Genomic DNA, 14,503 nt, shown 5'->3' with positions numbered 1-14,503 from the left:
GCGATCGGCGTGCGCGATGGCCAGCTGAGCGAAGGCGCCCTCGAGGGCCGGGGCGTCAAGCGCGTGCCGGTCCGGGTCGTCGAGGGGCAGCCGGTTGGGGGCGGGCCCCGCCGCCTGGCTACCGTCCCTGCGCAGAGCGCCCATGAGGAGGTTCGGATGAGCATCAACGAGGATGCCTACGACGTGATCGTCGTCGGGTCGGGCGGCGGCCTGGTCGGCGCCTGTGTCGCGGCGTCGCGCGGGCTGCGCACGCTGGTCGTCGAGAAGACCGACCGGGTCGGCGGCACCGTGGCGTACTCCGGCGCGGGCCTGTGGTTTCCGGGGTCCGCTCCACTGGACCGGGCCGGCCTCGGGGACGACGTCGAGGACGTACGGGCGTATCTGCGCAGTGTCGTGGACGACCCGTCGCGGGAAGCGCTCCAGGACGCCTATCTGGCGGCCGGGCCCCGGCTGATCGACGAGCTGGAGAAGAACCCCTGGTTCCAGTCCTTCGTCCACGGACCGGTCCCGGACTACTACGCGTCGGCTCCGGGCGCCTCGCCCACCGGGCACACGGTCTTCCCGCCGCCGCTGGAGGAGGCGGAACTCAAGGAGCGCAGGGCGCTGCTGCGTGACTCACTGCCCACCGAGCGGTTCGGCTTCGACGAGGGGCCCCTGCTCAGCGGCGGCCGTGCGCTGATCGGCAGGGCCCTGTCGGCGTTCCTGGAGACCGGGAACGGCGAACTCCGGCTCGGCACCGCCCTGGAGAGCCTGATCGTCGAGGACGGACGGGTCGTCGGCGTCGAGGTCGTCAGCGAGGGTGAGCGCATGAGTATCCGGGCCCGGCGGGGCGTGCTGCTCGCCGCCGGCGGCTTCGAGCGGGACCGCGAACTGCGCGAGAAGCACCAGGCCCCGCTCACCGGGGAGTGGTCGGACGGCGCCCCCGGCAACACCGGTGACGCCCTGCGGGCGGGGATGGCCGTGGGCGCGGACACCGACCTGCTGGACGAGGCGTGGTTCGTGCCCGGGCTGATCCACCCGGACGGTCTGCCGGTGTTCCACACCGGCACCCGGGGCGGTATCTGGGTCAACGCCGCGGGCGAACGCTTCGTCAACGAGACACGGCCGTACGACCAGGCCGCGCACGAGATCGTACGGCTGCACCACGCGACCGGCGTGAGCCACATCCCGGCGCACTGGGTGTTCGACCAGCGCCAGCTGGACCGGGACGGCATCGGCTTCCCGCCGGCCACGCCCGGTCCCGAACAGTGGCTGGAGTCAGGGGCGTTGAAGAGGGCCGACAGCCTGGAGGAGCTGGCGCGGCTGATCGATGTGCCGTTCGACGCGCTGAAGCGGACCGTGGAGGAGTTCAACGGGTACGCGCGGACCGGAGTCGACGAGCGCTTCCACCGCGGCGAGACCCCGTGGGACCAGATGTTCCACCACATCGTCCCCTTCCCGGCGGACCCCCGGCAGAACTTCCCGGCGACACCGGTGCCGGAGTGGCCGAACCCCTTGCTGCTGCCCATCGACGAGCCGCCGTTCTACGCGGCGACCATCGTCCCGTCCGACATCGGCACCAAGGGCGGTCTGCGGATCGACACCCGCGCGCGGGTACTGCGAGCCGACGGCCGTCCGATCGAGGGCCTGTACGCGACGGGGAACACGGCGGCCGCGATGTCGGGGCATGTGTATCCGGGGGCGGGCACGCCGATCGGTTCGAGTCTGGCGTTCGGATATCTGGCGGTGCTGGACATGGCCGGGACGACGGACTGACGGGACGCGCGGGGCCCGGGACACGGTGGGTGTCCCGGGCCTCTCGGCGTGTGCCACGCGCCGCGAAGGGCCGCGCGGGTCGACAGTCTCAGGAGGCGTCAGGGCGGGTCAGGAAGGCGAGGACCGCGCTCTCCCAGGCCGCCTTCTGCTCGATCATCGCCCAGTGCCCGCAGTCCGGGAGCACGTGCAGTTCGGCCTGGGGGATCGTGCGCAGGGGCAGCAGCGCGTTCTCCAGCGGGGTGACCCGGTCGTCCCGGCCCCAGGTCAGCAACGTGGGCGCGGTGACCTTGTGGAGGGCGGCCCAGACGGGCTGGTCGGACTGGGCCTGGGCGGCCTGGATCGCGGCCATCGCCTGACGGCCGTAGATACGGCGTGAGGCTTCGAGCGTCTCCGGTTCGGTGGCGCTCGCCCAGCGCTCCTCGATCAGCTCCTCGGTGAGCAGGGCCGGGTCGTGGACCATCGAGCGCAGCCACTGGACGAGGTTGTCCCGGGTGGGGTTCTCGGCGAACTCCACCAGCAGGTTGAGGCCTTCGCTGGGCGCCGGGGAGAGAAGGTTGCGGCCCACCCCGCCGATGGTGACGACCCGGCGGAACAGGTCCTTGTGGGCGACCGCGAGCCCCACTGCGACGAACCCGCCCATGGAGTTGCCGATGACGTCGACGCGGTCGAGACCGAGGCCTTCGAGAAAGCGCAGAACGGCCTTGGGCGCGGCCGCCATCGGGTTCTCGGCGGTCGGGTCGCTCACCCCGAAGCCGGGGAACTCCAGGGCCAGGCAGCGGAAGTGCTCGGCGAACACACCGAGGTTGCCGCGGTAGTTGCGCCAGCCGGTGACGCCCGGCCCCGACCCGTGGAGCAGGAGCAGTGGAGGCCCGTCGCCCGCCTCGTGGTAGCGCAGGATGCCGTCATCGGTGGGGAGTTCGCGCAGGGTGTCGTCGTAGCTGAGTGTCATGACGGTCACCGTCGCACCGGTGCGGGACCGGGCGCCGTGCGGCTCCCGATCAGTGGGACGGTCCCGGCGGCGGGCGGGCCGGGCTGTCTACCGTCGCGGACGTACCGATACCACCGACCGTGAGGGGAGGGCCTGATGGGTGTTCGCTCACTCGGGTACCTGCGTCTGGAGTCCAACGACCTCGACAAGTGGAAGGCGTTCGGGGCCGACTTCCTCGGCCTGATGCCCGTCGAGGGCGCCGACTCGCAGGCGCTGACCTTCCGGATGGACGACCATCCGGCCCGGATCGTGGTCTCTCCGGGCGCGCAGCCCGCCATGACCGCGCTGGGGTTCGAGGTCCTGGACGAGCGGGAGCTGGGCCGGCTGGTCGCGGACGTCGAGAAGGCCGGGATCAAGGTGACGGCCGGCACCGAGGCCGAGGCGGCGGAGCGCAGGGTCACCGGCTTCGCCAGGTTCAACGACCCGGGCGGCAACCCGGTCGAGCTGTACTACGGCGCCGTCCTGGACCATGTCCCGGTGCACACCCCGCTGGTGTCGAGGTTCGTCACCGGCGACATGGGCTTCGGACACGCCATCATCTCGGCCGAGGACGCGCGGTCGACCTTCGACTTCTATGTCGGTGTGCTCGGCTTCATCGAGCGCAACACCATGCGGTCGCCGGGCGGCACGACCTGGTTCATGGGCTGCAACCCGCGCCATCACACCCTGGGCGTCACACCGATGCCGGGTCCCGGGCGGCTGCTGCACTTCATGGTCGAGGCCGCGACCCTGGACGACGTGGGCCGCGCGCTGGACCGGGCCGGCAAGTACGAGGTGCCGATGATGCACTCGCTGGGCAAGCACACCAATGACCACATGGTGTCGTTCTACGTGTGGTCGCCGGAGAACATCGCCGTCGAGTTCGGCTGGAACGGCCTCAAGGTGCCCGAGCCCGTCCCCGTCTACGAGATCACGGACGGCGCGTTCTGGGGCCACCACTTCACCCCGCCGCCCCAGCCCGCCGGCTGACCGGGAGACCGGCTGGGCCCCGGGGGCCAGGGACCCCCGGGGCCCAGCCATGTCACTCGACGGTGATCGCCCGCTCCGGGCAGGCCGACTCGCCGTCCCGGGCGGCCTGTTCGAGGCCCTCGGGAACCTCTCCCTCCAAGGGCAGCGCGTAACCGTCGTCGTCCAGGCGGAACAGCGCCGGTGCGGCCGCCGCGCACCGGGCGTGCCCGGAGCAGGACGACGTGTCGATGGTGATCCTCATGTGACGGCTCCCGTTCTACGGCTTGTTGGTCGACCCGGCGTCGACGGTGAACTGCAGTCCGGTGACGTACCGCGCCTCGTCCGAGGCGAGGAACAGGACGGCGTTGGACACGTCCCGCGGCTCGACGTGAGGGGCGAGGGGGTTCATCGCGGCGAGCGCGAACAGCGGTTCCCGTGCGGCGAGTTCCTCCACCGGGACGCCGACCGTGATGCCCGTGTCGCTGACGCCGGTGGGGTGGACGGTGTTCACCCGGATGCGGTGCGGGGCGAGTTCGTTGGACAGGGCCTTCATCAGGCCCACCACTCCGTGTTTGGCGGCCACGTAGTGGGCGTAGGGCACATGGCCGCGGATGCCCGCGGCGGAGCTGGTGACGACGATCGAGCCGCCCTGCCCCGCCTCGATCATCCAGGGGATAGCGGCCCGCGCGGTGTTCCAGGCGCCCTTGAGATTGACGTCGACGACGATGTCCCAGACCTCCTCGGACAGCTCCCAGGCCGCTCCCGAGCTCATGACGCCGGCGTTGGCGACGACGATGTCGAGCCTCCCGAACTCCTCGCGCGCCGCGTCGACGGCGGCCCGCATCTCGGCGATGGAGCGCACATCTGCCCGCACGGCGACACACCGCCGGCCGGTCTTCCGCACCAACTCGGCGGTCTCCGCGAGCTGTTCCCCCGTCCCGAGGGAGTACGGCAGCTCGTCGCCGATGTCGTGGCAGACATCGGTGACGACGATGTCCGCGCCCTCCTCGGCCAGTCGCACGGCATGGGAGCGGCCCTGTCCCCGCGCCGCCCCGGTGATCAGCGCGGCCTTGCCCTCCACACGTCCCATGGCTGCCTCAGTCCTTCCTCGGGTGGTCGATGAGGTCCTCGGCGGCCTCCCGCAGGGCGCGCGAGCGGGACTCCAGCAGTTCCCGTTCGGCCGCGTCGGACTCCCCGAGCGCGGCCAGGCGGGCGTCCGTGTCGGCGATCTCCGCCAGCAGCCGGCCGTGCGCCTCCTCGCGGGTGAGCAGATCGAGGTCGGTCCAGTCGGAGCGCTCGGACTCGGGGCGGCGGCTCATGCGGGGATGTCGTAGATCCGGCGGGTGTTCAACTCCACCATCTGGTGTACCTCTTCGTCGGGTACGTCGGCCAGGACCTCCGCGGCGTAGGCGCGGGACCTGGGCCAGTAGGAGTCGGAGTGCGGGTAGTCGCACTCCCAGGTGATCTTGTCGATGCCGACGTGGTGGCGGTTCTCCACGCCGAAGCGGTCGTCGATGAAGCAGCCGTGGAAGTGCCGGTGGAACAGCTCCGAGGGCCGCACGCTCTGGTTGACGTTCTGGTAGAAGCGGTGCCGCTCCCAGGTTCCGTCGCTGCGCTCCAGCAGATACGGGATCCAGCCGATGCCGCCCTCGGACAGGCCGATCCTCAGCCCCGGGTGCTTGTGCAGCACCGGGGAGAAGAGCAGGTCGGCGGTGGCGTACATGGCGTTGGTGCCGAACAGGGCGATGGTCACCGCGAAGGGGGCCTCGGGTGCCGTCCTGGGGGCCTGGCCGGAGGTGCCGAAGTGCAGGCACAGCGGCATGCCGGTCTCCTCGGCGGCCGAGAACAGCGGGTCCCAGTGGTCGGTGTGGAAGGAGGGCAGGCCGCGCGGGGCCGGGTTCTCGGGGAAGGAGATCGCCTTGGCGCCCTTGGCGGCGGTGCGGTGGATCTCGGCGACGCAGGCCTCCACGTCCCACAGCGGCATGATGGCCAGCGGGATGAGCCGGCCGGGCGCGGCGGCGCACCACTCGTCGAGGACGAAGTCGTTCCAGGCCCGGACGCACAGCAGGGCCAGTTCGCGGTCCGTGCCGTCCAGGAAGACATGGCCGGAGAACCCCGGGAACGACGGGAAGCACAGGGCGCCCCAGACCCCGTCCAGGTCCATGTCGCGGATCCGGGCCTTCGGGTCGTAGCAGCCCGGGATCATCTCGTCGTAGCGGGTGGGTTCGAGGCCGAACTCCTCGGGCTTCTTGCCGGCGACGGCGTTGAGACCGATGTACGGGTAGATCCGCTCCTCGTAGATCCACACCTCCGCGGGCGCCTTTCCCTCTCCCCTCGTCTGCTCCACGATGCGCGGTCCGGCTTCCCGGTACCTCGCGGGCAGACGGTCCGTCCAGAGACGCGGCGGCTCGATCAGGTGGTCGTCGGTCGACAGCAACTTCATCCACGGCTGCAACGGCATGCTTGCGCTCCCTCGCTCTCCCACATTCCCTACCAGCGGGCGCATTGCGTGCACTGATCCGGTCCCGCTGAGCGGAAGCTCACGATCGGACGCGGAATCATCCGAGATCATCAGGTCGATCGGGGTGACTCCGCCGCTATTCAGGCTACTCTTTTATGCGACGGAAGGAGACCCCATGGGTCGAGTGCAGGACAAGGTCGTCTTCATCACCGGAGCCGCCCGCGGCCAGGGCCGGGCCCATGCGGTACGGCTCGCCGCGGAGGGTGCCGACATCATCGCCGTAGACCTGTGCGGGGACATCGCCAGCAACGGCTACCCGCTGGCCACCGAGGCGGACCTGGACGAGACCGTGCGCGAGGTGGAGAAGCACGGCCGCCGGATCGTCGCCCGGAAGGCCGACGTACGGGATCCGGGCGTGCTCAAGGCGGCCGTCGCCGAAGGGGTGGCCGCGCTGGGGCGCCTCGACGCCGTGGTCGCCCAGGCCGGCATCGCCCCGCTGGGCCCCGAGCAGACGGCACAGGCCTTCCTGGACGCCGTCACCGTCGACTACAACGGGGTGGTGCACGCCGTGGACGCGGCCTTCCCGCATCTGCCCGACGGCGCCTCGATAGTGGCGACCGGCTCGATCGCCGGTCTGATCCCGGCGACGGTGGACAACCCGGCCAACGGGCCCGGCGGGCTGGGCTACTCCTTCGCCAAGCGCCAAGTCGCCGCGTTCGTGCACGACTTGGCGACGGTGCTGGCGTCCCGGCGGATACGGGTCAACGCGGTGCACCCGACCAATGTGAACACCGACATGCTCAACAGCGATCTGATGTACCGGTCCTTCCGGCCCGATCTGGAGAACCCGACCCGCGAGGACGCGCTGCCGTCCTTCCCCGCGACGACCGGGTTCGGCATCCCCTACGTCGAACCGGAGAACGTCTCCGACATGGTGCTGTTCCTGGTGTCCGACGAGTCGCGGTACGTGACCGGCATGCAGATGCGTGTGGACGCCGGCGGCTACGTCAAGCGGCGCCCCCAACTGCCCGCGTTCTGAGTCCTGTTCAGGCCCCGCCGGTCATCTCTACGACCACCTTGCCGGTAGTGCGCCGGTCCACTACGTCGATCAGGGCCGCGGCCACCTCGGCAAGGGGGTGGACCCGGGAGACGAGCGGGCGCATACCGTCCTCGACCATCCGGGCGAGTGCCCGGTCGCCCTCGGCCACCGCCTGCGGCGCGTACCGGCGCAGCATGCGGATCTCGAAGCCCCGTACCACCGCGTCCTTGAGCAGGACGAGGTTGAGCGGGATGCGGGGAATCCGCCCGTCGGCGTATCCGACCGTGACGAACCGGCCGCCCCGGCGCAGTGCGCGCAGGGCGGCTTCCGCGTGGTCGCCGCCCACGGGGTCGACGGCGAGGTGGACGCCGTCGCCGCCGGTCGCTTCGCGCAGACCGGTCTTGAGGTCCTCGTGGACGTAGTCGACCCCGGCCTCGGCGCCGAGCCCGCGGGCGACCTCCAGGCGCTCCCGGCTCGACGCCGCCGCGACGACACGCAGACCGAGCCGGTTCGCGACGTCGACGGTCGCGCTGCCGACCCCGCCGGCCGCGCCGAGCACCGCCACCCACTCCCCCGCCCTGCCCTGCCCCACCGTGACCAGCGCGTGGTAGGCGGTCGCGTACGTGACGTGGAAGGCGGCGGCGTGCACCATGTCGAGGCCCTCGGGGACCGGGCGCAGGCCGGTGACCGGGACCACGACCTGTTCGGCGAAGGCGCCCGTCATCACCGCCCCCGCCACCGGTGTGCCGACCCGCGGCCCGGTGACACCGGGGCCCAGCGCGGTCACGGTCCCGGCGAACTCGCTGCCGGGAGTGAAGGGCAGCGGCACGGAGACCTGGTAGCGGTCGGCCACGAGGAGGACGTCCGGGAAGTTGACCGCGGCGGCGTGCACCCGGACCAGGACCTCGCCGGGGCCGGGTTCCGGGTCGTCCAGTTCCACGACCTCCAGGTCCTTCGGCGGACCGTACCGTGTGCAACGCGCCGCTCTCATCGTGCCCTTCCGGTGGTCGGCATCGCCGGGTCGCGGGGCAGGCCCAGGACCTGTTCGGCGATGGTGTTGCGTTGGATCTCGGCGGTGCCCGCGCCGATCGTCGAGGCCCGGGTGCGCAGGAAGCCCCAGACCCAGCGACCGCGCTGGACGGCGTGCGGGTCGCGGCGGCCGAGGATGCCGTAGGGGCCCAGCAACTCCAGCGCGAACTCGTGCAGTTCCTGCTCGAAGGCGACGATGAAGAGCCGTGAGGTCGAGGAGGCGGGGCCCGGCTCGCCCTTGGCGAGGATGTCGGCGATGGTGCGCATGCCGGTGAGCCGCATGATGGTGGCCCGGATCTCGAAGTCCGCGAGCCGGTCGCGGACCAGGGGGTCGTCGAGCGCGCCGCGCTCGCGGGCCAGTTCGATCAGCTCGTCGAGGACGCGCCGGTACAGGGCCGCCTGGTTCATCGCCCCGGCGGCCCGCTCGTGTCCGAGGCTCGTACGGACCAGGGGCCAGCCGCCGTTCTCGGGGCCGACGCGGTGCGCGACCGGCACCCGGACGTCGTCGAGGAAGATCTCGCAGAAGTGCGCGTCGCCGGTGAGGTCCCGCAGGGGGCGGACGGTCACGCCGGGGGCGTGGGCGTCGATCAGGAGGTAACTGATGCCGTCCTGGCGGGAGTCGGGGGGCCCGGTGCGTACGAGGGTGAAGAGGATGTCGGCGATGTCGGCCGAACTGTTCCACACCTTCTGCCCGTTGACGACGTACTCGGCGCCCTCGCGGCGGGCCGTGGTGCGCAGCGCGGGGAGGTCCGAGCCCGCCTCCGGCTCGGAGTAGCCCTGGGCCCAGACCATGTCGCCGCGCAGCATGGGGCGCAGGAATCGCTCCTTCTGTTCCGTGTCGCCGTACTGGAGCAGGGTGGGGGCGGCGATGCCGAGGCCGGTGCCGAGCGGTCCCGGGACGCGGGCGCGGGCGTACTCCTCCTGGTAGATGACCTGGCGGGCGAAGGACAGTGCCATCCCGCCGTACTCGCGCGGCCAGCCCGGGCCGGCGTATCCGGCGTCGTAGAGCGTGGCCAGCCACTTCTTCTGCCAGGCGAGGCGCTCACCGGGGTCCTTGGGGCGGCGGCCGGGGTGCTGCTCCGCCAGGAAGTCGCGCAGCCGGGTCCGGAACTGCTCGTCCGTCTCGGTCCCGGCGTGGGTCCCGGTCTCGGGCGCGGTCATCGCGGGGCCATGCGGAGGGCGCCGTCGAGCCGGACCGTCTGGCCGTTGAGGTAGGGGTTCTCCAGCAGCTCCACGGCGAGCCGGGCGAAGTCGTCGGGGTCGCCGAGGCGCTTGGGGTGCGGCACGGAGGCGGCGAGTCCGTCGCGGATGTCCTCGCGCAGCCGGCCGAGCATCGGGGTGTCCATGATGCCCGGGGCGATGGTGTTCACCCGGATCTGCCAGCCGGCCAGGTCCCGTGCGGCGACCAGGGTCATGCCGTGGACGCCCGCCTTGGCGGCGGTGTAGGAGGTCTGGCCGATCTGCCCGTCGAAGGCGGCGACGGAGGCGGTGAGGACGACGGCTCCGCGGTCGCCGTCGAGGGCCTCGTTGCCGGCGAGCCGGGCGGCGGCCAGCCGCAGCACGTTGTAGGTGCCGATCAGGTTGACGCGGATCACCTCGGCGAAGGAGTCGAGTGCGCCGGGCTCGCGGTCGCGGTCGATGATCCGGGTGCGGTCGCCGCCGCGGCCCGCGCAGTGGACGACGAAGCGCAGCGGGCCGAGGTCCCGCGCGGCGTCGAGGGCGGCGGTGACCGAGGCCTCGTCGGTGACGTCGGCGCGGACGAAGCGTGCGGCCTCGCCGAGGTCGGCGACCGCCTTGGCGCCCTGTTCCTCGGAGATGTCGGCCAGTACGACCCGGCCGCCGCGGTCGATGACGCGGCGGGCGGTGGCCAGTCCCAGGCCGGAGGCGCCTCCGGTGACCAGTGCCACCGAACCGTCGATGTTCACATCAAGCTCCTTACAGGCCCAGGGACTTGCTGATGATGGTCTTGAGGACCTCGCTGGTCCCGCCGTAGATGCGGGTCGCCCGGGCGTCGGTGTAGAGCCGGGCGATCGGGGACTCCAGGATGTAGCCGTAGCCGCCGTGCAGTTGGAGACAGCGGTCGACGACCCGGCCCTGGGTCTCGGTGCAGAACAGCTTGGTCCCGGCCGCGTCGGCCGGGCTGAGCTCACCCGCGACAAGCGCGGTGACGGCCGCGTCCAGCAGGGTCTGGGCGGCCTCCAGCTCGGTCGCCATGGCGGCGATTTCGAACTTCGTGTTCTGGAAGTGGGCGACCGGCTTGCCGAACACCGTGCGGTCACGGACGTAGCCGATGGTCAGGTCGATCGCCGCGCGGGTCTGGGCGACCGCGCCGACCGCGATGGCCAGGCGTTCCTGCGCGAGGTTGCGGCCGAGGTGGGTGAAGGCGCCGCCCTCCTCGCCGAGCAGGTTGGCGGCGGGAACGCGGACCCCGTCGAAGGCGAGCTCCACCGTGTCCTGGACGGGGAGTCCGATCTTCTCCAGCCTGCGGCCGACGGTGAAGCCGGGCATGCCTTTCTCCACCACCAGCAGGGACAGCCCGGCCCGCCGGTCGTCCGGGTCGACGGCGGTGCGGGCCACCACGATCACCAGGTCGGCGTGGTGGCCGCCGGTGATGAAGGTCTTGGCGCCGTGGAGCACGAACGCGTCGCCGTCGCGCACCGCCCGGGTCGTGACGCCGGCCAGGTCGGACCCGGTGCCCGGCTCGCTCATGGCGATCGCGGTGTACAGGTCGCCGGAGGCCAGCCCCGGGAACCAGCGCGCCCGCTGCTCCGCGTTCGCCAGGCCCGTGAAGTACGGGACGACGATGTCGAGGTGGGTGCGCAGACCGCCGAGGGTCACACCCGCGCGGGCGCACTCCTCCTGGAGGACGACGTTGAAGCGGTAGTCGTCCTGGCCGCCCCCGCCGTACTCCTCGGGTACGGCCGTCCCGATGATGCCCAGCTTGCCCAGTGCGGTGAACAGTTCGCGGGGGACGAGGCCGGCGCGCCGCCAGTCCTCGTACACCGGGAGGACTTCGCGGGCGATGAAGTCACGGACCAGGAGGCGGAAGTCCTCGTGGTCCCGCTCGAACAGGGTCCGGCGCATCGAATCTCCTTCGATCGGACCCTATTGAGTATACGTAATTGACTTTCCGGGTCCAGATGATTCCCTGAACCGCCTCTCGTGACCCGTGAAGACGCCGGGCTGCTCACGGAAATCGTCAGTGCCACCAGGGAATGAGTGCATCCAAATGCCGCCGCATCCGATGCCGGGCCACCCCGGCGTCGCCCTGGACGATCGCGTCGAGGATGCGCTGGTGGACGTGCTGGACCTCCTCGGCGGCGGTGTCCCCGGGCAGCGGCCGGTCATGACCGGAGGCATGCCGGCGGAACAGCTCGGTGATGATGGCGAGGAACAGCGAGAGCACCGGGTTGTCCGCCAGGGCGGCGAGCTCGGAGTGGAAGAGGTCGGCCTTGCGCGGGTCGTCGGCCGGGCCCTCGGTGGGCCGGCGGACCGCCTTGCCCAGGCGCTCGGCGATCTCGGTGTCCCCCTCGGCGTGCCGGGCGGTCACCCGGGCGACGACGCCCAGTTCGATGGCGTTGCGCACGATCCGCAGGTCGTCGGCGGTGACGCCCTGGTACTCCAGGAAGAGCGCCATGGTGTCGATACTGGCCTGCGGCTCGGGCTCGGTGACGACCAGTCCGCCGCCGGGGCCGCGGCGCATCCGGGCGACCGAGTGGTACTCGAGGAGCCGGACGGCCTCGCGCAGTACGGCCCGGCTGATCTCGTACCGGGCCAGCAGATCCGTCTCGGAGCCGAGGACCATCCCGATCTGCCAGCCACGGGCGGCGATGTCGTCATGGATACGGGCGGCGACCACCTCGGCCAGCTTGGCCCGGGGCCCCTCGACCAGCTCGGGCTCGACCACGCTCCCCGAGATGCGCTGACCGCGCCGCACCCGGTGCTTCTCGATCCAGGCGGCCACCGACTCCAGGTGCGCGGTGAGTTCGGTCTGCGCCCGGGCTCCGTCGTCGGCGATGACGGCGTCGACGACGGCGGTGTGCTCGCGGTGCGAGATCTCCTTCGCCGCGTGCATCTCGGCCTTGGAGATCCGGCGGGAGGTGTGCGCGTAGCGTGCGGTGAGGCGGGTGAGCACATCGATGAACAGATGCAGCACCGGATTGCCCGACAACCGGCCGAGCACCGGGTGCAGCGGGTCCTGCGAGTGGACCGACGGGTCGTCCCAGTGGGCGAGTTCGGACTCCAGGGCGGTCCGCAGGGTGGCGATGCCCTCCTCGGTGATCCGGTCGGCGGCCAGGCCCGCGGCGATGGGTTCCAGGAGCCGGCGGGCCTGGAGGAGGTCGGTGACGCTGGTGCCGACGTACTCGAGGTAGATGACCATGGCACGGGTGGCGGGTCCGGCGTCGGGGGCGCAGACGATCAGTCCGCCGCCCGGGCCGCGCCGCATGCGGGCGACCTGGTGGTGCTCGACCAGCCGGACCGCCTCGCGCAGCACCGCGCGGCTGACGCCGAGCCACTCCCGCAGGTCCGACTCGGAGCCCAACGACTCGCCCACGGGCCACCCTTGGCGGATCACGGACGCCTCGATGCGCCGGGCGGTCTGAGCGGCCAGTTTGCCGACCAGGACGCCGCTCTCGCCGTCGGCGGGCTCGCGATCGACGGCAGTCGCCATGGGCCAACTCCTCTGAGGGGGTATTGCGGATCCCCAGTCTATTCAGAGCGGCCACCAGGCACTGGCAGACAGGGCGACACCATGGTTAAAGTATACTCATTTTGGCCGCGGTGGCACGACGACAAGGAGTCGACGGCGATGCGCCTTACGTCCACACCCGAGCTGGAGGCGTTCCGCCGCAAGGTGCGCGCCTTCGTCGCGGAGCACGCCCCGGGCGTCAAGACCCGCTCCGGGGTGCGCGCACCCGATCCCGAGCTGATGCCGGCGATCCGGGAGTGGACGGCCAAGCTCTACGAGGAGGGCCTCCTCGGCATCGACTGGCCCGTCGAGTACGGCGGCCGGCCCGACGCCCATCCCCTGGAGCCGTCCGTCGTCGCGGAGGAGATCGCCCGGGCCCGCACCTGGCCACCCGTCGGCGCCGCCTCGCTGGCCTCGGCGGCGGTGATCGAGTTCGGCACGGAGGCTCAGCGGGCGCACTTCCTGCCCCGGATCCGCAGCTGCGAGGACGTGTGGTGCCAGCTCTTCAGCGAACCGGAGGCCGGAAGCGACCTGGCGGCGCTGCGCACCCGCGCGGTCCGCCGGGGCGAGGGCACGGACGCGGTGTTCGTCGTGGACGGCCAGAAGGTGTGGACGACCAACGGCCAGCACGCCGACATGGGGTACCTGCTCGCCCGCACCGACCCCGACGCACCCAGGCACAAGGGCATCACGGCGTTCGCGCTGGACATGCGCGGCCCGGGCGTCGAGGTACGCCCGCTGCGCGAGATCACCGGCACGACCGACTTCAACGAGGTCTTCCTCGACGGCGTCCGGATCCCGGCGGCGAACGTCATCGGCGAGGTGAACGACGGCTGGCGGGTGGCGATGAGTAGCCTGGGCCGAGAGCGCTCCGGCGTGGCCGCGCGGGGCGTGGAGCTGCTCGCGGTGCTGGAGGACCTGGTGCGGCTCGCCGAGCGGACACCGGGCGCGCTCGACGACTCCGCCGTCCGGCAGACCATCGGCGAACTCGCCGCGCGGGTGCAGGTGAACGCGGCGATGACCGGCCTGGCGCAGTCCCGGATGCTGCACGGCACGGAACAGCCGGCCGACGCGCTCCTCGGCAAGATCTTCTTCAGCGAGCTCAACCACGATCTGACCGACTTCGGCCTGCGCCTCCAGGGCACGGACGGGCTGCTCACCGAGGACGACCCGGAGGCGGTGGCCGACGGCCGGTGGCAGGACGCCCATCTCTACTCGCGCGCGTACACGATCGCGGGCGGCGCGAACGAGGTGCTGCGGACGCAGATCGCCGAGCGGGGGCTGGGGTTGCCGCGCGAGCCCCGCCGACCGGCCGACGGCCGCGCGTCGTGACCCCGGAGGCATTGATTGTACCGATCGGTCGACCTATCTTTCTTGATGACCGGCGGGAGGAGCAGTCCGATGGCGACCATGAAGAAGCACCGGGACCGGATCGCCCGGCTCATCAGTCACCGGGTGCCGTTCGGTGAAGTGGCGCGGGCGTTCGAGCTGGCGCTGACCCCCGGGGCGGCCGAGAAGGTCGTCGTCACCTTCGACGCCCCGGCCTGAGCGTCGTGCGCGGCCGGGTCCGGGAGCGCGGGGCCCGCGGGCGCG

At 71.7% G+C, this 14,503-nt stretch carries 15 protein-coding genes; 5 read left to right on the top strand and 10 right to left on the bottom strand.

Annotated features, from left to right (window positions below):
• The first annotated feature begins 156 nt into the window (after positions 1-156).
• On the top strand, positions 157-1,755 hold the full coding sequence (locus ABZT17_RS05705; RefSeq protein ID WP_356344117.1) for an FAD-binding protein: 1,599 nt from the start codon (positions 157-159) through the stop codon (positions 1,753-1,755).
• Positions 1,756-1,843: 88 nt separating this feature from the next.
• Here ABZT17_RS05705 and ABZT17_RS05700 read toward each other — a convergent pair whose 3' ends face one another.
• Entirely contained in the window at positions 1,844-2,704 is an 861-nt protein-coding gene (locus tag ABZT17_RS05700; protein WP_356344115.1) for an alpha/beta fold hydrolase, read from the bottom strand.
• A 135-nt stretch (positions 2,705-2,839) separates the two neighbouring features.
• On the opposite strand from ABZT17_RS05700, the gene ABZT17_RS05695 reads away from it, so the two are divergent.
• Complete coding sequence (locus ABZT17_RS05695) at positions 2,840-3,712, top strand: VOC family protein (RefSeq protein WP_356344113.1); 873 nt, start codon at positions 2,840-2,842, stop codon at positions 3,710-3,712.
• A 52-nt stretch (positions 3,713-3,764) separates the two neighbouring features.
• Here the strand turns inward: ABZT17_RS05695 and ABZT17_RS05690 are convergent, their stop codons facing one another.
• Genes ABZT17_RS05690 through ABZT17_RS05675 form a run of 4 tightly spaced genes read right to left on the bottom strand, consistent with a single transcriptional unit; the run spans position 3,765 to position 6,152 of the window.
• The gene (locus ABZT17_RS05690; RefSeq protein WP_356344111.1) at positions 3,765-3,953 is read right to left on the bottom strand and encodes a ferredoxin; all 189 of its coding nucleotides are present in this window, start codon (positions 3,951-3,953) and stop codon (positions 3,765-3,767) included.
• Positions 3,954-3,968: 15 nt separating this feature from the next.
• On the bottom strand, positions 3,969-4,781 hold the full coding sequence (locus ABZT17_RS05685) for a mycofactocin-coupled SDR family oxidoreductase (protein WP_356344109.1): 813 nt from the start codon (positions 4,779-4,781) through the stop codon (positions 3,969-3,971).
• Between the two features lie 7 nt (positions 4,782-4,788).
• Positions 4,789-5,010 carry a hypothetical protein gene (locus ABZT17_RS05680; RefSeq protein ID WP_356344107.1) on the bottom strand — a complete coding sequence of 74 codons (222 nt, stop codon included), beginning with the start codon at positions 5,008-5,010 and terminating at the stop codon, positions 4,789-4,791.
• The gene (locus ABZT17_RS05675; protein WP_356344105.1) at positions 5,007-6,152 is read right to left on the bottom strand and encodes an amidohydrolase family protein; all 1,146 of its coding nucleotides are present in this window, start codon (positions 6,150-6,152) and stop codon (positions 5,007-5,009) included. Before ABZT17_RS05675 ends, ABZT17_RS05680 begins: the two co-directional genes overlap by 4 nt.
• A 175-nt stretch (positions 6,153-6,327) precedes the next feature.
• On the opposite strand from ABZT17_RS05675, the gene ABZT17_RS05670 reads away from it, so the two are divergent.
• Positions 6,328-7,191, top strand: coding sequence for a mycofactocin-coupled SDR family oxidoreductase (locus ABZT17_RS05670; protein ID WP_356344102.1), 864 nt, complete (start codon positions 6,328-6,330; stop codon positions 7,189-7,191).
• Between the two features lie 7 nt (positions 7,192-7,198).
• Here ABZT17_RS05670 and ABZT17_RS05665 read toward each other — a convergent pair whose 3' ends face one another.
• From ABZT17_RS05665 to ABZT17_RS05645, 5 genes are all read right to left on the bottom strand, one after another.
• Positions 7,199-8,131: an NADPH:quinone oxidoreductase family protein gene (locus ABZT17_RS05665; protein ID WP_356344100.1), complete on the bottom strand. Its 933-nt coding sequence runs from the start codon at positions 8,129-8,131 to the stop codon at positions 7,199-7,201.
• Positions 8,132-8,178: 47 nt separating this feature from the next.
• A complete protein-coding gene (locus ABZT17_RS05660) occupies positions 8,179-9,381 on the bottom strand; it encodes an acyl-CoA dehydrogenase family protein (RefSeq protein ID WP_356344097.1) in 1,203 nt (400 codons plus the stop codon).
• Positions 9,378-10,145 carry an SDR family NAD(P)-dependent oxidoreductase gene (locus ABZT17_RS05655; RefSeq protein ID WP_356344095.1) on the bottom strand — a complete coding sequence of 256 codons (768 nt, stop codon included), beginning with the start codon at positions 10,143-10,145 and terminating at the stop codon, positions 9,378-9,380. The genes ABZT17_RS05660 and ABZT17_RS05655 overlap by 4 nt, the downstream gene beginning before the upstream one ends.
• 10 nt (positions 10,146-10,155) lie before the next feature.
• A complete protein-coding gene (locus ABZT17_RS05650) occupies positions 10,156-11,304 on the bottom strand; it encodes an acyl-CoA dehydrogenase family protein (RefSeq protein WP_356344092.1) in 1,149 nt (382 codons plus the stop codon).
• A 115-nt stretch (positions 11,305-11,419) separates the two neighbouring features.
• Positions 11,420-12,892: an FCD domain-containing protein gene (locus ABZT17_RS05645; RefSeq protein WP_356344089.1), complete on the bottom strand. Its 1,473-nt coding sequence runs from the start codon at positions 12,890-12,892 to the stop codon at positions 11,420-11,422.
• 138 nt (positions 12,893-13,030) lie between these two features.
• On the opposite strand from ABZT17_RS05645, the gene ABZT17_RS05640 reads away from it, so the two are divergent.
• Positions 13,031-14,242, top strand: a complete 1,212-nt coding sequence (locus ABZT17_RS05640) for an acyl-CoA dehydrogenase family protein (RefSeq protein ID WP_356344086.1) — start codon at positions 13,031-13,033, stop codon at positions 14,240-14,242.
• Positions 14,243-14,311: 69 nt separating this feature from the next.
• Entirely contained in the window at positions 14,312-14,458 is a 147-nt protein-coding gene (locus ABZT17_RS05635; protein WP_356344084.1) for a hypothetical protein, read from the top strand.
• Positions 14,459-14,503: the final 45 nt, after the last annotated feature.

The sequence above is a fragment of the Streptomyces sp. NPDC005648 genome, from assembly GCF_040605395.1.
GTDB lineage: Bacteria > Actinomycetota > Actinomycetes > Streptomycetales > Streptomycetaceae > Streptomyces.
Note: the sequence above shows the minus strand (reverse complement) of the source record. Positions and strands in the feature narration are given on the sequence as shown.